Source organism: Proteiniphilum acetatigenes DSM 18083, from assembly GCF_000380985.1.
GTDB classification, from domain to species: Bacteria; Bacteroidota; Bacteroidia; order Bacteroidales; family Dysgonomonadaceae; genus Proteiniphilum; species Proteiniphilum acetatigenes.
In genome coordinates, this window is record NZ_KB905708.1 from 54,243 (window position 1) to 73,542 (window position 19,300).

At 45.2% G+C, this 19,300-nt stretch carries 12 protein-coding genes and 1 pseudogene; 2 read left to right on the plus strand and 11 right to left on the minus strand.

Annotated elements, in window-relative coordinates; genetic code table 11:
• Window positions 1-116: 116 nt before the first annotated feature.
• From F597_RS0117620 to F597_RS0117650, 6 genes are all read right to left on the minus strand, one after another.
• Window positions 117-1,721 (minus strand): 4Fe-4S binding protein, encoded by a 1,605-nt coding sequence (locus tag F597_RS0117620; RefSeq protein WP_019541076.1) that lies wholly within the window; start codon window positions 1,719-1,721, stop codon window positions 117-119.
• A 118-nt stretch (window positions 1,722-1,839) separates the two neighbouring features.
• Window positions 1,840-2,781, minus strand: coding sequence for a DUF362 domain-containing protein (locus F597_RS0117625; protein WP_019541077.1), 942 nt, complete (start codon window positions 2,779-2,781; stop codon window positions 1,840-1,842).
• Window positions 2,782-2,909: 128 nt separating this feature from the next.
• Window positions 2,910-4,811 (minus strand): TonB-dependent receptor, encoded by a 1,902-nt coding sequence (locus F597_RS0117630; protein WP_019541078.1) that lies wholly within the window; start codon window positions 4,809-4,811, stop codon window positions 2,910-2,912.
• 76 nt (window positions 4,812-4,887) lie between these two features.
• Window positions 4,888-5,289 (minus strand): phosphoribosyltransferase, encoded by a 402-nt coding sequence (locus tag F597_RS0117635; protein ID WP_019541079.1) that lies wholly within the window; start codon window positions 5,287-5,289, stop codon window positions 4,888-4,890.
• 1 nt (window position 5,290) lies between these two features.
• Window positions 5,291-5,800, minus strand: a complete 510-nt coding sequence (locus F597_RS0117640; protein ID WP_019541080.1) for a hypothetical protein — start codon at window positions 5,798-5,800, stop codon at window positions 5,291-5,293.
• Window positions 5,801-6,080: 280 nt separating this feature from the next.
• Complete coding sequence (locus F597_RS0117650) at window positions 6,081-7,259, minus strand: esterase (RefSeq protein ID WP_019541082.1); 1,179 nt, start codon at window positions 7,257-7,259, stop codon at window positions 6,081-6,083.
• Window positions 7,260-7,527: 268 nt separating this feature from the next.
• Here F597_RS0117650 and crcB point away from each other — a divergent pair, with 268 nt between their 5' ends.
• Window positions 7,528-7,902 (plus strand): fluoride efflux transporter CrcB, encoded by a 375-nt coding sequence (gene crcB / locus F597_RS0117655; protein WP_019541083.1) that lies wholly within the window; start codon window positions 7,528-7,530, stop codon window positions 7,900-7,902.
• A 122-nt stretch (window positions 7,903-8,024) separates the two neighbouring features.
• Here the strand turns inward: crcB and F597_RS0117660 are convergent, their stop codons facing one another.
• From F597_RS0117660 to F597_RS0117675, 4 genes are all read right to left on the minus strand, one after another.
• Complete coding sequence (locus F597_RS0117660) at window positions 8,025-11,414, minus strand: DUF1080 domain-containing protein (protein ID WP_026327604.1); 3,390 nt, start codon at window positions 11,412-11,414, stop codon at window positions 8,025-8,027.
• An 86-nt stretch (window positions 11,415-11,500) separates the two neighbouring features.
• The gene (locus F597_RS0117665; RefSeq protein ID WP_026327605.1) at window positions 11,501-12,754 is read right to left on the minus strand and encodes a Gfo/Idh/MocA family oxidoreductase; all 1,254 of its coding nucleotides are present in this window, start codon (window positions 12,752-12,754) and stop codon (window positions 11,501-11,503) included.
• 177 nt (window positions 12,755-12,931) lie between these two features.
• On the minus strand, window positions 12,932-14,290 hold the full coding sequence (locus F597_RS0117670) for a Gfo/Idh/MocA family protein (RefSeq protein ID WP_044060450.1): 1,359 nt from the start codon (window positions 14,288-14,290) through the stop codon (window positions 12,932-12,934).
• Window positions 14,291-14,625: 335 nt separating this feature from the next.
• Window positions 14,626-15,390: an NUDIX hydrolase gene (locus tag F597_RS0117675; protein ID WP_019541087.1), complete on the minus strand. Its 765-nt coding sequence runs from the start codon at window positions 15,388-15,390 to the stop codon at window positions 14,626-14,628.
• 460 nt (window positions 15,391-15,850) lie between these two features.
• Here F597_RS0117675 and F597_RS0117680 point away from each other — a divergent pair, with 460 nt between their 5' ends.
• The gene (locus F597_RS0117680; RefSeq protein ID WP_019541088.1) at window positions 15,851-18,970 is read left to right on the plus strand and encodes a SusC/RagA family TonB-linked outer membrane protein; all 3,120 of its coding nucleotides are present in this window, start codon (window positions 15,851-15,853) and stop codon (window positions 18,968-18,970) included.
• A gap of 64 nt (window positions 18,971-19,034) precedes the next feature.
• Here the strand turns inward: F597_RS0117680 and F597_RS21175 are convergent.
• Window positions 19,035-19,300 (minus strand): annotated as a pseudogene (locus F597_RS21175) (transposase); the annotation flags it as partial.

A 19,300-nucleotide genomic window follows, 5' to 3' on the forward strand; every position in this document is an offset into this window, starting at 1 on the left:
GGCAGATTATTTGAGTTAAATTAAGGTAAATTACCTAAAAATATACTTTCAGTCTTTATACTGAAAAAATCTGATGTAATTGAACGACTCTTGCTGCACGATCCTCTATTTCCCGGTCAGAACCCGAAATCGTCTATCACGATCTCATCCACTTCTTCGTGTTCGATCTCGATGATGTTCTGCGATCGCAATCCTTCCACATAAATGGCTTTATAAGGGATAGCGGGACAGACATATTCGCAACCGCCGCAACCCACGCATATCTCCGGCCTGATCTCGGGGATGGTCAGCATCCCTTTATAGGGAACCATATGTACGGCCTGTGTGGGGCAGTGTTCCGAGCAGGCACCACAACTTGTCTCGTCGTAATAGACGATGCAGTTTTCAATGATCAGTTGTACCTGTCCCATCTGGGTATGGTTCTTTTCCTCTTTTGTCAATGGAAGAATGGCCCCGGTGGGACAAACTTCTCCGCAGATGGTGCAGTCGTAATTGCAGAAGCCGTGATCGAAGTAGAGTTTCGGTTGCATTATTCCCCCAAGTCCGTATTCCAGAAAAGCCGGTTTGATCACATGTGACGGACATTTGCTTACACAAAGGTGGCAGGAGATACATTTCTCCCGCAGATGATCGAAAGTGGGTGTTCCCGGAGGAGCAATAGGGATTTGTCGTTTGAATTCCCTTCTCGGAAGAAAATCACCGGAGATTCCTTCCGGAGACAAGGTATTACTTGTTCCTCCCCGGAATATGCTATCCGAAACCGTTTGTGCCACAAGGTTTCCTGCTGCCAGTCCCGTAATCAGAGAAGCGGACAGAAAGCGGCGCTTCGATTCATTCACCTGCTTCTCTTCTTTCACATAAGTATATGCCGGCACCGCGTCGGTTTCTTTTTTCTTCCCCGGCCGGACAAGGGTGTATTTCATCGCGTCACGGTTGCAGCTTTCGATGCAGTTGAAACAGGTAACGCAACGACTGTAATCGACCTGCTTGTTTTTTGAGTCGATACAAGAAGCCTTGCATTTCATGGCGCATAATCCGCACATGTTACATTTTTCATCTACGAACCGGATCCTGAACAGGGAGAATTTACTCAGGAAACCAAGCGTAGTTCCCACGGGACAGATGGTATTGCACCAGGTTCTACCATTACGCCATGCCATGTAACCTATGATTAACAGGGTAATAAGGGCAGTTACAAGAGAAAAGATACTCAGAGTATAAATGCTGACCTTATAAAAAGTATAATTATTGAACGAGGTGAAGATAATTTCCAGCAGATTATTCCCCGCTAAATAGGCCGGGCGCAGCAGATGGGTCACTATTCTTCCATAGGCACCGTAAGGATCGAGTAGTCCCAACAGAAAGGTGAATCCGAAGATAAATGCCGCAGTCGTGCCTGCCAGCACACTCCAGCGAAGCACGGTTTTAGCGTTACTATACCGGTATTTCTTTTTCCTGTTCAACTTCTTGGAAAACCATGCTACTATATCCTGATAGACACCCATAGGACAGATAGATGAACAGTAAATCCTGCCGAAAAGAAGGGTTAGCACCGCCAATGATACGAGAATGACGATATTAAGGGCAAGAAGTGCCGGGATCAGTTGTATTTCGGCCAGAAAGCTGACGCGATCGGGCAGAAATTCCCTGAAATCCAAAAAATAGAGCGTAATTAACGAAAACAAGATCACAGAGAGTGTAATACGTATTCTTTTCAACATGATGCTTTCCTCCTAAAGAGTGACGTAATAGGCGATTTGGCACGGATAGTACTACCCGGTAGCGGGTACCGGATGATAAATGATATTACGGATTATACGACCAAGAGAACGGAGAGGATTATATCCTCAGTCTCCTGATATTCAGGTTGTCCAGTTTCATTGTGCCGATGCCCAGTTCTTCTCCTTTGGAGATATGCGTTACCTTGTCGAGCGGCATTTCACGTGCCTGGTTGAAGAAATTGGCAGCAGCAGTGTCTGCGGCGACAATATCCTGAGAGATAAAAAGGCCTTTGGAAAGCACCACGTCGGAGAGAGACCTTCCCCTTGGGCCGCTGGTCTTCATCAACCTGTACGCATCTACTATATTTAAAACCGGTTTCTTAGGATAAGTACACACATCAGCAATACACTGTTGCAGGTCGTTGGCATGGAAAAACCCCCTGTCCCATACAATCCCCATATAGTTCTTCATAGAGATGGTAAGTTGGGCGCCACCATGGTTTTTCAGGACAGGCACATTGATCCATTTATCGCAGTCCACGATCGCCTGATGTATCTTCGTTGTTTTCAGGCTTCTTCCTTTGGGCAGGGAAACTGCTTTATAATATGACTCCTGATGGGCGGGCACTACTTTGGCGCCTGCTTTTTTTGCTGCCTCCTCAATACCGCTGTTGGCATAAGACTTGCGCCAGTCGTCGCAGGTATGGTCGAATACGGTCACCTCCGCCGCTCCGGCATCGAAACATTGTTTGATAATTTCCTCTACCAGTTTCGGATTGGTGTTGGCCGCCATCTCTACAGGCTGGTCCCATCCGATATTAGGTTTTACACATACCTTGTCGCCTTTGCTGATGAAGTTGCTTATTCCTCCCATCTCGGCGATCGCTTTGCGGAACATAGCTTCCGGTTCGCCTCCCATTACTGCTACCAAATCATATTTTTTGGCGGCGTTGGCGGTTTCGAACGACTGGGTGAGTACGCTCATCGCATCTGTCTCTTTTACTGTGGTAAGCGCTGCTCCTGTGAGAGCTACCGCTCGTAAGAAATTCCGTCTATCCATAATCTCTTTTTATTTAGATTGGCTGGTGTTTGTTTCCAGCCTGTTTGAATTTCTGTTTATTACCAGTATATCTGATTTCATATGGATTCGGTCATGCTAACCTAACCCCTGTTTTATCAGCATTATCCTTAAATAGTGACCCGTATTCCACCGAAAATTGTAGCTCCCGGCATCGGATATCCGGCATTGATTTCATATTTCTGACCCAATAGGTTTTCCCCTTTTGCGAAAATTCCAAGCCAGTCGAAAGCCTTAAAATTGATACGGGCATTCCAGAGTACGAAACTTCCTTGCTGCGGTTCGGGTATCAGGGTGGTATGGATATTGCCTATGTATTGCACTCCGGAGGAAATGTTCCAGCGTCCTATGGTGTAATTGGCACTCACATAGAATTTGTGTTCGGGAGCGGCAAGTAGCTTATAAGTCATATCCAGAAAACTGTAGTTTGCCGATAAGCGTAGCTCCGGTGTCGCCTGAAAAGTTGTGCTGACCTCGAAGCCTTTGTTTTCCACTTCCCCCGAATTCACATTCAACGGTCTGCCATCGGTCATTGCCACCTGGATCATATTGTCACCTTTTATATAGAACAGGTTGACGCCTAAGCTCAATCTGTTATCCATCAGCATTTGTAAGAGTGATACCTCATAATTCATCAACCGCTCCGCTTTCAGATCAGGGTTTTGCGGCGGGAACATGTACATCTCACGGATGGTGGGGTTACGAAATCCTTTACTGACGATCGCTTTCAGGACAGTAGCCGCCGAAGGGGTAAAACTTACACCTAATTGCGGGATCCATTCTGATCCGTTGACCCCGTGGTAATCCAACCGGATACCTGCGTTCAGCGTCAACTTATTATCCAGCATTGTCTGTTGCAGGTTCAGATATCCTGCCATATTGTAGAGCGAGGTATCGGCCAACTGCACATTGTTGGTTTCATCGGGGAACTTATTGAATGCTTCGCCTCCGAAGTGCTGATAATCGAATCCGGCGGTCGTTTTATTTCCTGCAAAGAAAGAATAGGATTGATATACCGATACTCCCGCCATTTGGTCGGATGAGTTAAACCGTTGGGGTACGGGTTGTCCTCCCTCCCTGTATCCATCGTTGATCCGATGTGTGCCAAAGTTGTAAAACAGTTTTACCGCTCCCGATGTGTTTGCATACTCATTCTCGACAGCAAGTGAAGTCATCCCCCGGGTGATATCGGCGTCGTTGTCGATCATAGGAGCAGTGACCATTCCAGGGTTCGAAGACTCTGTATTGGAGATATTCAGATCTACAAAACTTCTCCAGTTACGTGAAATATCATACCCTACTTTTGCATAGCCGTTCCACTGTTCGAAATCCATATTCTCCCGGTGTCCGTCAGAGCGGCTGTATCCTATGTTTCCAACTAAGTGCAATCTTTCTTTTTTCCATCCCGTGTATGCTTCCGCATTCAATGTATTGTAACTTCCGTACATTACCTGTGCCATGCCGTGCGATCCGTCCCGTTGTTGTTTTTTGGTGATGATATTGATCACGCCACCCATGGCGTTCGAACCATAGAGTACCGAAGCCGGGCCGCGTACCACTTCCACCCGTTCCGTCATCATGGATTGGTAGCTGTCGGCCAGCGGATGCCCCATTAATCCCATATATTGCGGATGTCCGTCGATCAGCACCAATACACCTGTGGTAGGCGCTCCTCCGATCCCGCGCATGCTCATCCCCCCGGCCGCCCCGTTAGCCACGCCGTAACCCATCACACCTCTCTGGGTAATGAACAGGCCCGGCACTTCTTCGGTCAGCAGAGGCAGAATGTTGGGTTGAATCCTTTCTTCAATCTGGTTTTCTGAGATTACCGATATACTCATAGGCAGGTTGCGCAGATTGACTTTCGGCATGGTACCGGTGACAATCACTTCATCCAGGCGGACGGTGTCGTTTAACGCTGTAGCCGGTTCATTTCCGGAGTAACTGTTTCCGGCTGCCAGCGGGGATGCCGACAGCACGATGCAATATAATAAGAGGGTGATTTTGTACATACTTACCCTGGTAATTGTTTGTTTAAATAGTAATTGTGTCTATAGAAAGAGTGTGTCCTGTTCAGAGAGATCCTGTTTATACTATCCAAGGAAATCTGAAACAAGATTCGTCATAGAGCGAATAATCGGCCTTCCCGTTTACAGCAAATGTTTTTATTTGCCCGGCACCATGTAAAAGATCGATGGCGTATTGTACCGTAGCTCCTGTTTTTATTCGATCTTCCACTAAAAGGATCGATTTGTCTTTATAATCGAAGTCTATAGGTGAGATCAGTTTTGGGCTATCGTATCTCGGCTGCTGATCAGGATCACGCAGATTGATCTTTAGAAGTTGTATTTCGATATTCAGTCGCTGGTTGATGATCGCTGCCGGAACGATGCCTCCGTTGGCTATAGCGACGATCATATCAAAGGTTTCGTGAAAGGTGATCTCACGAAACCTTTGCATGACTTCCTCAAATGATTTTCCTGCAATCATCTTATATTTTGGCTATTGCTCTCAATAGGAAGTAACCGCCAAAGAGTTGAATAAGCATACCGGGAACACCGAGGCGGAAGTCCTGAACGGCAATGGCAAAGTTTTGTGTCATGCCCCATTCTATACCGGTTCCGACCAACTGATAAGCAAGGATAGCAATTAGAATAGCCAGAAGTGATACTTTTCCGGCTTGTTTGGCGACTAATGCAGCGGTAATAGCCAGAATGACTGATTTAATGAGGATAGCCGGAAGTACGGCTGCGGGTGGCATGCCGAACAACAGATGGTTGGCTAACGGAGATAAGACGGCAGTCAGTAATCCCACGTGGATACCATATTTGTAAGCGGCAATCAGTGTAAAGAAATAAATGGGCAGGAAGATAAGTCCACCCTGCGGTATAAGGTGTGCCAACTGCGGTAAGAGCAGGTTGCCGACAATAAATATCGCTGCGAACAGATAAGTCTTTGTGTTACTGAGATTGAAAGAGTACAATTTGACTGTTGTTGACATAATTTGTTGTTTTATATCGGTTTATATATTTTTCTGGAGAGTGTTTATCCGATTACCCGGAAAGAAAACCATATATGGACGTTCGAGAATCTCTGAATATCCTTTTTGTATGCGGATATTCCCTACAAAACTATGAATTAAATCATTGAAACGAAAAAGGGAGATAGTTATTTTTTATTTAAAAAATAAAAAAATACAGATTGTTCTTTGCTTGTTTATATTACTTAGACGACAATCCCTGAAGGGATTTAATTAATTGGTTGATATAGATACTAATCAATTATCTGGTTTTAAAGAGCATCGGCAGAAACTCCGATAGATAGATCCGCCAGTTACGCCATGTATGTCCGCCTTCTGATTCCCGGTAAATATATGGGAAATCCATTGCGTCGAGTTTTTTTCTGAAATCGATATTGGCCTGGTAGAGAAAATCTTCTTTTCCGATGGCGATCCAATATAGGGTATAGCCATTGTTTTTTTGTGTAACCAATGTTTCCTCGATGCTGTCATACACCTTTGATTTTATCTTTTCATCCGGCATGATAGCAGCAGAGAAGAGTCCCATGTAATCAAAGGTATTGGGGTAGTATCTTGAAATGTGCAAGGTATGAAATCCACCCATGGAGAGCCCTGCAATAGCGCGGCCCGCCTTTTCGGGAATAGTACGGTATTGGGAATCGACGAACCGGATGATTTCGTGAAAGGTCTCTTCATATTTTCCATCCATAGTATGTGGTAGACGGAATTGCGGCTTGTAGAACCCGAGGCTCGATTCGCCGGGAGCAGCTTCCTGTGCCACGTTCCCATTGGGCATCACAATGATCATTGGCTCTGCTTTGCCCTGGGCAATCAGATTATCCACTATCTGTGATGCACGTCCGAGCGTCATCCACGCCTCTTCGTCGCCACCCATACCATGTAACAGGTAGAGGACAGGATAGGAGTTGTCGCTCTCTTCATACCCGGGCGGAGTGTAGATCGTGATCCTCCGGGTCATGTTGTTGCCGGGAGATTGATACCACCGTTTTGTTACCGTACCATGCGGAACACTATTCACCTTGTAGAGGTCGGCCTGTCCGCCGCCGACGAGTAGTACGTTCAATGTGCTGGCTACGTCGCGCCGGTAGTAAACATTATTGGGATCGTTCACCTGCAGCCCGTCCACGTTGAATGCATAGGTATATAATTCGGAAGGCAGGGGATGTGTTGTATAGCTCCATACGCCGTCGGCATTTTTAGTCATATCTGCTTCCTCACCGGGAGCCAGAAAGTCGCCTGTCACAGATACGTTGTTAGCGGTAGGAGCCGTTAAACGGAATGTGACGGAGTTGTCGGCATGTATCTCCGGGGAGATAATTTCCTTGTTTTGCCCGAAAGGAAGGTTTTCTTGCGCTTGCACTTGCAACGCGAAAAACAGCGCTGACAGCACCGCTAAAATGTGAGATAATTGTATCTTCATATGTTATTCGGATTAGAACTATTTATAATGAAAGTTTATGAATAAATGTTTGAACAGCGTTTAAAAGTAGTTTAAGTTCATTTTTTGATTTCATATTCTTGTTGCATAATATGATACAAATATAGACATTCATTTGAATAAATTCGTTCTGTTGGTCCCGGAAATTGCTTGGTCCCCTTTTACAATTGCGGAAGGCACTGTTTTACGGCGGTAATATCACGCAGGTACGGTTATTATCAATATCTTTGCAGCAAAAAATGCGCATAATATGTGGAAAGATATACTCTATGTAGGGATTGGAGGGGGGATTGGCAGCATCTTCCGGTTCATCGCTTCCCGTGTCGTTATCAGATATGTTTCTCCTGAATGGTTGTTTGTGGGTACGCTGGCCGTCAATATGACCGGATGTTTTCTGATTGGCCTTCTCTCGGGATGGATGCTTGCGCATCAACCTGAAAATCAAACATTCCGCCTGCTTTTTATTGTAGGGTTTTGCGGTGGATATACCACATTCTCAACCTTCGCATTTGAGAATCTGCGACTGATAGAGATGAATCAGTGGGGATTGTTTACATTATATACGCTTACGAGCGTTGTAGTGGGACTGTTCGCCGTATGGGGAGGAATGAAGCTGGTAAGTTGATAATTTCTCAGGTACTGATTTTTCAAAACCATATAAAACACGGAGTGTGATGTGAAAAATAAAAATGCGCCATGCGATTTTTCTCCGCATGGCGCATTCAATATATCAGCATTGTCTGTATCTTATTTCAATTCTTTGATACGGATATTTCTGAACTTTACTTTTGAACCATGTCCCAGGAACCCGATATGACCGGTTTTGTTGAGTAATCCCGGATGTTCACGTTTATCCATCGTCCCGTTTTTGGAAGCTTCACGGATATTACCGTCGAGTATAGTCGTTCCGTTGAGGATCACTTTGATGTGATCGCCGTCGGCAATCACTTCCTGGTAGTTCCATTCGCCGACCGGTTTGAGAAAGCCTCTCTTCGCAGGAATCACACCATAGACCGATCCGTGGTACTGGTATATGGCCAGTTTCTCGTAGACAGGCGCATCATTATCCAGTATCTGCAATTCCATCCCCATGTAGGCGGCATCCCCTTCCAGAGGTGTACGGATACCTAACCCGTTGTTGGCCCCGGGTGTGAGCATGAATTCGAAGCGGAAGACAAAGTTGTCGAACTGGTCTTTGGTATAGAGATTGCCTCCGGAACCTTGGCTGGGATGTAAAACGATGTTACCGCTTTCCACTGCGTAATCTCTTTTGTTTCCTGTCCACTGGTCAAGGTTAGTCCCGTCGAAGAGAATGCGAAAACCCTCTTTCTCCTCTTCAGAGGATAATTTGAAAGGTTCAGGACGGGGAATTTCCTTGATGAAGATATCGCGGTACGCCACCTTGCTGCCATGCGCCTGCAACTCGATCTGTTCCACCGGGAAAATGAGTTGGCTTCTGTCCCAGAAGTTCTCTAAGATTACATTGTCGGTCACCAGTTCCCCGTTCAACCAGACCGATACACGTTCTCCGATCATCCGGATAAGGAAAGTATTCCATTCCCCCACTTTCTGGTCGGCTACTTTTAACGGTTTACTCGGATTTTGCTGGTTATTGTATAGTCCTCCTGATCCTACTTCCGCCCCTACGTTCGTACGGGCTGTATCCCATATCTGTACCTGCGGTGTTCCGCGTAAATAGATCCCTGCATCGGGTTCCGGTCCGGGGTAGAGTTTCCAGTCTATCAGCATTTCAAAATCACCATACTGTTTTTCAGTGCAGAGGTTATTATAACCTGTTCCGTCGAAAACGATATTGCCGTTCTCAACCTTCCAGTCATTTGCTGCTTCCTTGTCTGCTTTCGCCTGCGCGGCAGCCAGTTCCCGCGGACTCATTTTCGCTCGTTTAATAGGATTTTCTATCAAACCCTTCCATCCGTCCAGGTTTTTGCCGTTGAAGAGAGAAACAAATCCTCCTTCGGTTGGATTTTCCGCCAGATATTTGGCAATGGATTGCCGCTGATAATCGGCATCGGGGTTGGAGAGCGTCTTGCCGACCTTATTGAGGATCCGTGTCGTTTCCGTACCGGCGAATGAAGGTTCATTGATGGCGATATTCATTGCGGCGAGTGCTGCTGTCTCTTTCAGGGATGGCTCATCCATATAGGGTGCCACGAAAAGCATTGCCTGATACTGTCCGGTATTGCCAATCAACCGCAGTATGTCATTCTTCTGTTTGTCGGTTTGGGCAAACTGCATTGTCTTACGAAGGTAGAGATATCTGATTGCTCCGGTCTGTCCGGAATTGCGGATAACGGAGATCAGGGCATCCGTCACCTTTTCCAGTTCACGTTTGTCTTTACTGTTGCGTGCAATATCCAGCATGGGATAGATCACGTGGAAAGACTTCCAGTGGGTAAGTGCATCAAAAGCAGCCTCTTTGTCTGCTCCTGTGGCTGAAGCATAGGCGTTGGTAATTATATCCATGGCCTCTTGTGATTCACTGTTTGCCAGCGCGGTATAATAGAGATGCTTTTTAGGGGAGTTTTTCATCCTTTCCGTTACCAGCGGAAGTTGTTCTTCTGCCGGCAGATAGCTCAATGCCGCGTTGATTGCCTGCTGTATGGCGGGGACATATGTAGCATCTTCCCGTTCAAGCAAGGTAAACAGATCCGGCAGATTCTTATCGGTCGCTACATCTTTCAGCGAATTAGCCGCCGCAGCTTTGACTGTTCCGTTGTCACTGAATATCTGGTTGTAAACCAAATTATACTGGCTTTCCATCTTCCGGCTGGCGATAAGTTCCAGTATTGCCGTTTTTCCTGTATCATCGCTGTCCTCAAAAACGGAAGCAAGTGTATAGGAAATATCTCCGTTATAGGTTGACAGGGCATTTTTTGCCAGTGCGACAGTCTCATCGTTATCGCTTTTCAGGAGAGATGCCAGTGCGATAAGTGACTCTTCCCCTCCAAGTTTAGCCAATGACAGGATAGCTGCCTTCTGCACCATACCGGCCGATGAATTGGCAAGTCGTGTGATTTGCGGTATGGATGTTTTCTTATTGTGATTACCCGACCAGTAGATAAGTGCAGTCTGTACTTCCGGTGATTTTGTGGCAGCCAGTTCTTTTTGTATCAACCCGGTTGATTTATTGTCGTCGTGGAACGGGTACAGGTTGAGTACTCCGGAAAGATAGGTGATGTCTCCATCTTTGATAGCACTTTTCAGGATATCCTCTTTTTTGGCGGACGGTTGGGCCAACAGTAGTTTAGCAGCAGCAATTCTGATATCCTGTTTATCTAGTTTTTTACCGGTAGCCAGTAATTTTTCCGCTTCTTTTTTTACTAATTTGGGCTCTGTATTATTCAATCTGCCAAGCAGGAAGATATAAGAAGCGGTAGCGTTATCTTTCCTGTATGCATAACCGGCATTTTCTGCAGCACCGCGTAGTGCTTTGAGAGATTCTTTCGTTCCTGCATTTCCCAGTGCGTTCAATATTACTTTCTGCATTGCTTCGGATGAATTTCCGTTCAGGAGACCTAACAGAGCCGGTTCGGCTTGCTGATAACCGGTTTGTCCGATAGCGTTTGCCAGATTCAATCTGACTTTTTCGTCACTTGAAGCCATAAGAGCGGTCAGCAACGCATCATTGGCTTTTTGGGTTCCGATGGAAACCAATACCTGTGCTGCAGGGTCGGATAGATATTCATCCGTGAGGAAAGCAGACAGCACATCTACATTGTCGTCTGTGGCAATTGTTCTGAGTTGACGGATCAGGAAAGCTTTTACTTCCTTGTCCAATGCCTGGTTGAGTGCTTTTTCAAAAGTAGAGGCCGCAACGCTGCGGGCAGCATTGTCATTTGCCACGAAATGAGTCCATCCGCTGATAGCATAATCGAGGGTTTCGTTGCTTTGACTTCCGGGAGGATTCATTCTCCCGATCAGATCGAGTAATCCCTCTTCTCCGGTAGAGACCAGATCGGCTATTACCTGATTGTATTTGTGAGGAGTATCGGCCGGCAGTTGAGCCAGTGCATCGGCAATGACAGTGGCTTTCGTTCTCCCTTCCGGCAGTTGGGCCTGTATGCCGCTTGTAATAAGCATGCTCAGGCAGATTATAATTAATTGTATATGTTTCATTTTTAGAAATTAGAAAATGTTTGATTTGTAAATTTGATGATGTGCTAATTAGTAGATTGATGAAATTTGAGCAATCATCACATCGATTAAATAGTCCAGGGTGCCCGGACGGGTTGATCCAGCAGACGATTGGCTTCCTCATCGTTCACAAACAGTTCGTTTACGGGATCAAACTCCAGCGTTCTGTTCAGTTGAAGCGCTACAGTACCCATATTCACGATGGTACAGGAGCGATGTCCATTGATCTCATTCAGCGCAAATTTCTGCCTGTTGCGGATACATTCAATGAAATCGGTATTTTGAGCCTGTGGTTCGGGGAAGCTGGCCAGTTTCTTTTCCCAGTCGGGTATGTCACATACAAAATTTTTATATACATTACCGTTTGGTCCGGCAATATAAGGAGTATCCGATTCCCCGTAGTCGCCTCCCCAGAGAATGATCTGGCAACCGTCTTCATAGGTATATGTGATGGATCTCCATGTCCCTACCGCGTCGGGATGCTGTTGCGGTGCATCTACTTCCACTTTGACAGGGCTTGTATTATCTTTGCCCAGCATATATTGTACAGGGTCGATATAGTGTTGTCCCATATCCCCGAGGCCCCCTCCGTCATAGTCCCAATATCCGCGGAAGGTGCTGTGTACACGATGTGCGTTATAGGGTTTATAGGGAGCCGGCCCTAACCACATGTCGTAATCAAGTTCCTGGGGAACTGGTTGTGGTTCCAGGTGTGTTTTTCCTACCCAGAAGAATTTCCAGTCGAATCCGGTATGTTTACTGATAGTCACTTTCAATGGCCATCCCAGCAGGCCGCTGTCGACCAGTTTTTTGAGGGGTTTCATAGGTGTTCCCAGCCCGTAAAAAGGATCTTTGAAACGGAACCATGTGTTAAGTCGGAAGATATTGCCGTGTTGCGCTATTGCTTCTCTTACCCGCTTTCCTTCTCCGATCGTGCGTGTCATCGGTTTTTCGCAGAAGATATCTTTCCCTGCCTTTGCCGCTTCCAATGACATCAATCCGTGCCAGTGGGGCGGGGTCGCAATATGCACTATATCTACATTTTTGTCGAGGATAAGATCACGAAAATCGTGATAGAGATTGATCTTTTCTTTTACCAGGGCGGCTGCCTTGGAGAGGTGTGTTTTGTCCACATCACACAGGGCTACCACACGCGTGTTGTCGTAAGGAATATGGCCCCGGCCCATTCCGCCTACGCCAATTATCCCTTTGGTAAGTTGGTCGCTCGGGGCGATCATGCCTTTTCCAAGTACACTTCTGGGAACAATGGTAAGTAATGTAACCCCACCCATTGTTTTTAAAAATTGTCTTCTTGAGGTCATTGATAATTTAAAATTTAGTTGTTTTAGGTATGTATAAATTCAATTTTTACAAAAATAGTCTTTTTTGTAATAAAAGAGATGAAAGGGCAGAATAAAATCCGGAAAAATTGGATTATGGACTTATATAATTATGATAAAAGAGGCCCTTATGGATAAAGCCTCTTTCGATCTGTTTTTTTATTCTTTGTGGGGGATACCTGCCAAAGGAATGGTTTCCGGAATACCTTCTATTTTTCCCATGCTGTAAGTTTTAGGTCCCAGGTATAAATCGGAATTCATGACCTCCTCCCTGGTGACATCTTTTCCTGTGTAAGCGGCTATTCTACCCATAATAGCCACAAGTGTGGAGTTGGCCTGATCTTCCCCGTCGTTGATAGTGTTTCCCGTCCTTATGGCTGTGACTAAATTGATGTGTTCCTGTACGAAAGGGTTGGTTACGTGCCATTCCGATTGAGTGTCGTTTTCGGCAGGGTGGGGATATTCCCAGATTATATTTCCCTTCAGATCATATAATTTTCCTGCTGCGTCGGCATAACCCTGTGTACAGTTGATCTGTTCCACTTTTCCGTTGGAACAACCGTCAATCTGCCTTGCTGCACAATGGGTTCTCATGCCGTTTTCATATAGGTATTCGATACTGAAAAAGTCATACTGATCACCGGTAACTCTTCTCTGGCGTCCACCCCATCCGGTAGCTTTTATAGGATATTCGCCCAGATACCAGTTCATCACATCTATCTCGTGGATAAATTGCTCTGCAATATGATCTCCCGATAACCAACAGAAATTCACCCAGTTCCTTAGCATATATTCCATGTCTGACCACTCCGGCCTTCTGCTGCGAAACCATAATGCACCGCCGTTCCTGATAATATGCGCACCTGTAATCTCACCTATTTCTCCATTCAATACCCTGCGCCTTGTTTCCATGTAATCCTTCTGGGAGCGGCGGATGGTTCCACTGATAACATTCAGCTTCATCGATTCTGCCCTTTTCATCGAAGCCAGCACTTTACGTACACCTGCCGGATCTACGGCAATCGGTTTTTCCATGAAGATATGCTTTCTTGCATTCACTGCAGCTTCTACATGGGTCGGCCTGAAATGGGGAGGAGTGCAAAGTAATACGACATCCACTCCCGAATCAATTACCTTTTCATAACTGTCGAATCCGATAAAACAGTTCTCGTCGGGTATCTCCACGTTCTTTTGATTTTTCAATATCTCCCGGCACGCATCCATCTTATCCTGAAAGACGTCTCCCAGAGCCACTATCTGCAAATTGGGACCGGCGTTTAAAAAATCGACTGCGGCTCCCGTACCCCGGCCTCCGCATCCGATCAGTCCTGCCTTAATCACTTTTCCGTCAGGTGCCTGATCAAGTAACAGGGGAAGTTGTAATTCTTCTCCTTTTTCTTTTTGTTTTGATGTGCAGGAACTTAACATGGGAATTCCTCCCATTATACCTGCAGTTCCGATTGTAGCTGAGCCTTTCAGAAAGCTCCTTCGTGTTAATAATGGATCGTTTAGTTGCATTGAATTTATATTTTAAATATGTTTTCAGTAAACGGATATGATTTCGTCTGTTTAAATGGATATTTTCTTTAAGTGATCGCCGTTCCCATGAAGTAGATCAACCCTGAGTCATTCGCACCTATGACTGATCTCAAGTACTACCTGCATAACCTCAGTCCAAAGGTATTAAATATTAAATAACCACGGTCTCTATTTGCGAAAAAAAGGTTTCCGAAAAAGTAAAACTTCGGGGATAAAATTTTGGATTAAAGAGTGTACACACTCTCGAAGATTTTTAAAAGATTGATATGGTACCCGATTTATTTCACAGGACACCAAAGTTGGATAGAGTTATTTCAGAACCCGGGTTTGAATCTGTCTATCTTAGCCTTTCTCTTATTAAACCGGTACAACCGGGGAGCTCTGTAAGGTACGTTTTTTTGTACTTCGTCCAACTGTTCCAGGCCGTCGATCAGTAACATTTTCTTTTGAAAGTTGCGGACATCGGATTTTGTCTCAAGCACAAGATCGTACAGATTGCGGAGTTGAGTCATTGTGAACTTACGGGGTAATAATTCGAAAAGCATGTAGGGCTGAAGCATCACCTGATGGCGGATATGCTTCAGCGCCTCCTCTGCAATCTGATTATGGTCGAAAGCAAGCTTCATATTGGCAAGAGATTTGACGTCATACCATCGGGCGGTAGTATTTTCAGATTCGAAAATAATTTTCCGGCTGATCTTTATTAATGCCAGGTATCCGACAGTTACAATACGTCCGATTTTCATATTGGTTGTTTTCTCTAACCAGTTCTTGTCTCTCGGATTGCTGGTTCTTTTGGGATCCCCAAAGCTATGGAACTGATGCAGGAAAATATTTTTCAGACCTGTGAGTTCGTTTAAAACACGAATTGCAGCAGTATCCAGATCTTCATCCTGATATATAATACTTCCGGGTAGTTTTTTGTCGCTGTAGTTGCCGTTCACCTCGCTGATCGTACGTTCGATCAATAAAATTTTAAGTTTCTCGCCATCAAAACCAAACACCACACAGTCAATAGAAACGTGAGGGTTGTATGCTAATGTGTGAGATGTCTTCTGTGATGTTTTGTCGTTTGCCATAAGATTCTTGTTTTCAGTGCAAAATTATGCTATAAATTGGATCGGTGCAAAAAATAACAGCTCAATATTGGCTATTAATTTATTTTTGTTATTTTTTTGTTTTGTTTTTTGTTGTTATTTGAAATAAATAAATAAATTTGTATTCTATAAATATATTGATATGTGTAATTTTTACAATAAGTCATTGTATTTTATGTGATATATTACTTTATTTATTGGTATATAATATATTGATAATAATATAGTAATATATTATGATTATTGTAAAATATACATGAAGAAAATAAGTCTAATATAACGGATAATAAAAGTGATTATCTGAGGAGTTTGCTGAATAAGCAGAAGTGATTATGGATGTACGAGAGACAGAGAGTAGTGTGAAATTGAGAATTTACTAATCTATTACCGATAGATGCCTGTAGTATAAGGATTTATTAATTTAAACAAATGAAAAAATGAGATGAAAAAGCAAATTTTAAATCTATTAAAAGGGATTTTGTTCCTATTGCTGTGTACATTTTCCCAACATGTGTTTGCGCAGAACGTAACCGTGAGAGGAACGGTTACTGATACCAGAGGAGAGCTTTTGATCGGCGTAACTGTGCAGGTACACGGTACGACTATTGGAACGGTTACCGATGCAAATGGTAGTTTTGTATTACCGAACATACCTTCAAATGCTACTCTGGAGGTATCTTACGTGGGGATGAACTCTCAAACCATAGCATTAGAAGGGAGAACATCTTTACAAGTAATATTGGAAGAGGACGCCGAATTGCTGGAAGAGGTGGTTGTCGTTGGTTATGGGACGATGAGAAGGGAAGCTGTCACGGGGTCGGTTTCATCCATGCAGGGTGATGTTTTACGGGATGTACCCACAGGAAATCTGACGGCAGCCCTGCAGGGGCGTTTGCCGGGGGTACAGATGCAACAAAGTAGTTCCAAGCCCGGCGCCGATATGCAGATCCGTATCCGTGGTACCCGGTCACTCAATGCAGATAACGATCCGTTGGTTGTCCTGGACGGAATCCCCTTTGCTGGTAGTATTTCAGACATCAATCCCAATGATATCAAGAGTATCGATATCCTTAAGGATGCTTCATCCACAGCTATTTACGGTTCCAGGGGAGCCAATGGTGTGATCATGATCACAACCCATAAAGGTATGGCGGGCCAGAAAGCGAGAGTAAGCTATAATGCCTATTACGGTGCAAAAACTCTTTACAACCGTTATCCGATGATGACAGGTGATGAATTGTACCAGTTGCGTCATGATGCAGGTGTTTATCTGGAGGATTTAGGTGGCGGGAATACCCGTCCCACTCTGGGAAGTGACGAAGCGCAAGGAGTCAATACCGATTGGCAGGATCTGATGTTTAAATCGGGAATGGTGATGAGCCACGATATCAGCATCTCGGGCGGTACGGCTACTGGCAGCTATAACTTCGGTGCAGGATATTACGAAGATCAGTCTCTGCTGCCCGGCCAGAATTACAACCGCATCAATATTAGAGCCAATATCGATCAAAGCATTGGCCGGTATTTCCGTTTCGGGTTGACCTCCAACAACAACTACAACGTGACCAACGGTCAAAACCTTGGCATGTACAATACCCTGGCAACATCTCCGCTGATTGATCCATATAATACCGATGGCTCGCTGAAGCCGGTTGTACACTCCATTGCAGACGATATCTGGACCTATACACGGGAGAGAGTGTCGGATCTGGGCGACAAGTATGCCGACAACCGCCGTGGTTACGGCTCTTACAATTCATTATATGGTGAAGTGAAAATACCCGGTGTGGAAGGTTTGAGCTATCGAATCAATCTGGGTCTGAACCTGAGAGGGTACAACAGGGGGCAATACCAGGGAACGGGAGTATTCAGTTCCACTACTACTGCCGCCTCCACCGGTTCGTTGGAAAAATCGCTCACCTACCAGTGGGTTGTGGAGAATATTGTGACTTATGATAAATATTTTGACAAACACCATCTCAATTTCACCGGCCTCTATTCGGAAGAGGCTACCCATTATGATCGTTCACTGGTAGAAGCGTTGAATATCCCTTCCGATCATTTCCAATACTGGAACCTGGGCCAGGCTTCCAAAGAGGATGTGACGGTTGATCCCGGCGAGCAGTATTATGAAGAATGGGGATTGAAATCGATGATGGGGCGTGTGATGTATGATTATGACAGCCGTTATATGCTCTCTGTGGCACTACGTTCCGACGGATCTTCACGTCTCTCTCCCGGATATAAATGGCATACCTATCCTGCTATTTCTGCGGGATGGAACCTGGGTAGGGAAGAGTTTATGGAAAATGTAACCTGGATGGATAATCTGAAACTCCGCCTCGGATGGGGACAAACCTCGAACCAGACTGTATCACCTTATGCTACCCTGGGACGCCTTGCTTTACGGCCCTATAATTTCGGAACTACTACAACTACCGGTGCTTATGTATCGGAAGTCCCGAATCCTGAGTTAGGATGGGAGTTTTCAAGCACATACAATATCGGATTGGATTTCTCATTATGGAATAACAGGCTGTCCGGTTCTGCCGACTATTACATCGTCAACACCAACGACCTGTTGATGAAAGTGAATCTGCCTTCCACCGCAGGAGTGGCAAGCTACTGGGCTAATATCGGGAAATCACAGAACAAGGGGTTGGAGATTGCACTGAACGGTACCCTTATTGAAAACAGGAACGGCTGGTCGTGGGATCTAGGCCTGAACTTCTATTCAAACAGGAACAAAATTGTGGAACTGACACCGGAACAGGGTCTCGATGGTCGCGATGAGAGCAACGCATGGTTTGTAGGCTATCCCATCAACTCCATCTACGACTATGAAAGAATCGGGCTCTGGCAGGAAGGCGACCCTTACCTGGAGATTCTTGAACCGGGTGGAAATGTAGGTATGATCAAGGTGAAATATACGGGTGATTACAACGCCGATGGGACCCCGGTAAGACAGATCGGAGCGGCCGATCGCCAGGTGATCAGCGCCGATCCCGACTGGCTGGGTGGCTTCAATACCCGTGTCGCTTATAAAAACTGGGATCTGAATGTGATCGGTACCTACCAGCACGGAGGGATCCTGGTGAGTTCGCTTCATGCTTCGAACGGTTACCTGAATATGCTATCCGGTCGTCGTGGCAATGTGAAAGTTGACTACTGGACACCTGAAAATACCGATGCCAAATATCCCAAGCCGGGAGGAATCCAGAGTGGTGATAACCCCAAATATGGAAGTACGCTCGGCTATTTCGACGCATCCTATTTTAAGGTAGGGCAAATCACGCTGGGTTACAATTTTGACAGGGATGCATCCTGGTTCAAAAGAGCCGGTATTGACAATGCACGGCTCTATTTCACGGTGCAAAATGCATTTGTGCTCTTTTCACCCTTCAACAATGAAGCCGGGCTTGATCCGGTTACGAACTCGTACGGTGATGAAAATGCGGCAGTGATCACCAGTCTGCCGTATAATGCAGGTGCGATGCTTACTGTGGGTACCAATACACCGCAGACACGTAACTTTGTATTCGGATTGAATCTTACTTTCTAAATGCTTCAAAACATTATCTAACGTTGATATAATACAATAGTCCGTTAAAAATTTACTATATGAGTCATGCAGCAATGGCTGCAAACTCCACGAGTTCTTTAACAAGTTTATCATTTAATCTTCTGTTCGGTTTAATGCCGGACACGCAAATAAATCGCTCAAGCAGGTAGGCATTGTGTATCATTGTTTTACATGATGCCATCGAAAAGGGGATGCCTTTCTCCTTTGCCAGCACCTTTGCCAGGTTTATTGAGGTAAGAGACGCATTAAAGTTGAACGATAGCTTTGCTACGTCCCTTGCCTGCGATTGCATCAGTCCGGTGAAGCCTT

Coding starts and splice junctions, on each gene's coding strand:
- crcB (WP_019541083.1), top strand. CDS start 7,528: ATGTGGAAAGATATACTCTATGTAGGGATTGGAGGGGGGATTGGCAGC.
- F597_RS0117675 (WP_019541087.1), bottom strand. CDS start 15,390: ATGGCAAACGACAAAACATCACAGAAGACATCTCACACATTAGCATAC.
- F597_RS0117620 (WP_019541076.1), bottom strand. CDS start 1,721: ATGTTGAAAAGAATACGTATTACACTCTCTGTGATCTTGTTTTCGTTA.
- F597_RS0117635 (WP_019541079.1), bottom strand. CDS start 5,289: ATGATTGCAGGAAAATCATTTGAGGAAGTCATGCAAAGGTTTCGTGAG.
- F597_RS0117625 (WP_019541077.1), bottom strand. CDS start 2,781: ATGGATAGACGGAATTTCTTACGAGCGGTAGCTCTCACAGGAGCAGCG.
- F597_RS0117670 (WP_044060450.1), bottom strand. CDS start 14,290: ATGCAACTAAACGATCCATTATTAACACGAAGGAGCTTTCTGAAAGGC.
- F597_RS0117640 (WP_019541080.1), bottom strand. CDS start 5,800: ATGTCAACAACAGTCAAATTGTACTCTTTCAATCTCAGTAACACAAAG.
- F597_RS0117660 (WP_026327604.1), bottom strand. CDS start 11,414: ATGAAACATATACAATTAATTATAATCTGCCTGAGCATGCTTATTACA.
- F597_RS0117665 (WP_026327605.1), bottom strand. CDS start 12,754: ATGACCTCAAGAAGACAATTTTTAAAAACAATGGGTGGGGTTACATTA.
- F597_RS0117680 (WP_019541088.1), top strand. CDS start 15,851: ATGAAAAAGCAAATTTTAAATCTATTAAAAGGGATTTTGTTCCTATTG.
- F597_RS0117650 (WP_019541082.1), bottom strand. CDS start 7,259: ATGAAGATACAATTATCTCACATTTTAGCGGTGCTGTCAGCGCTGTTT.
- F597_RS0117630 (WP_019541078.1), bottom strand. CDS start 4,811: ATGTACAAAATCACCCTCTTATTATATTGCATCGTGCTGTCGGCATCC.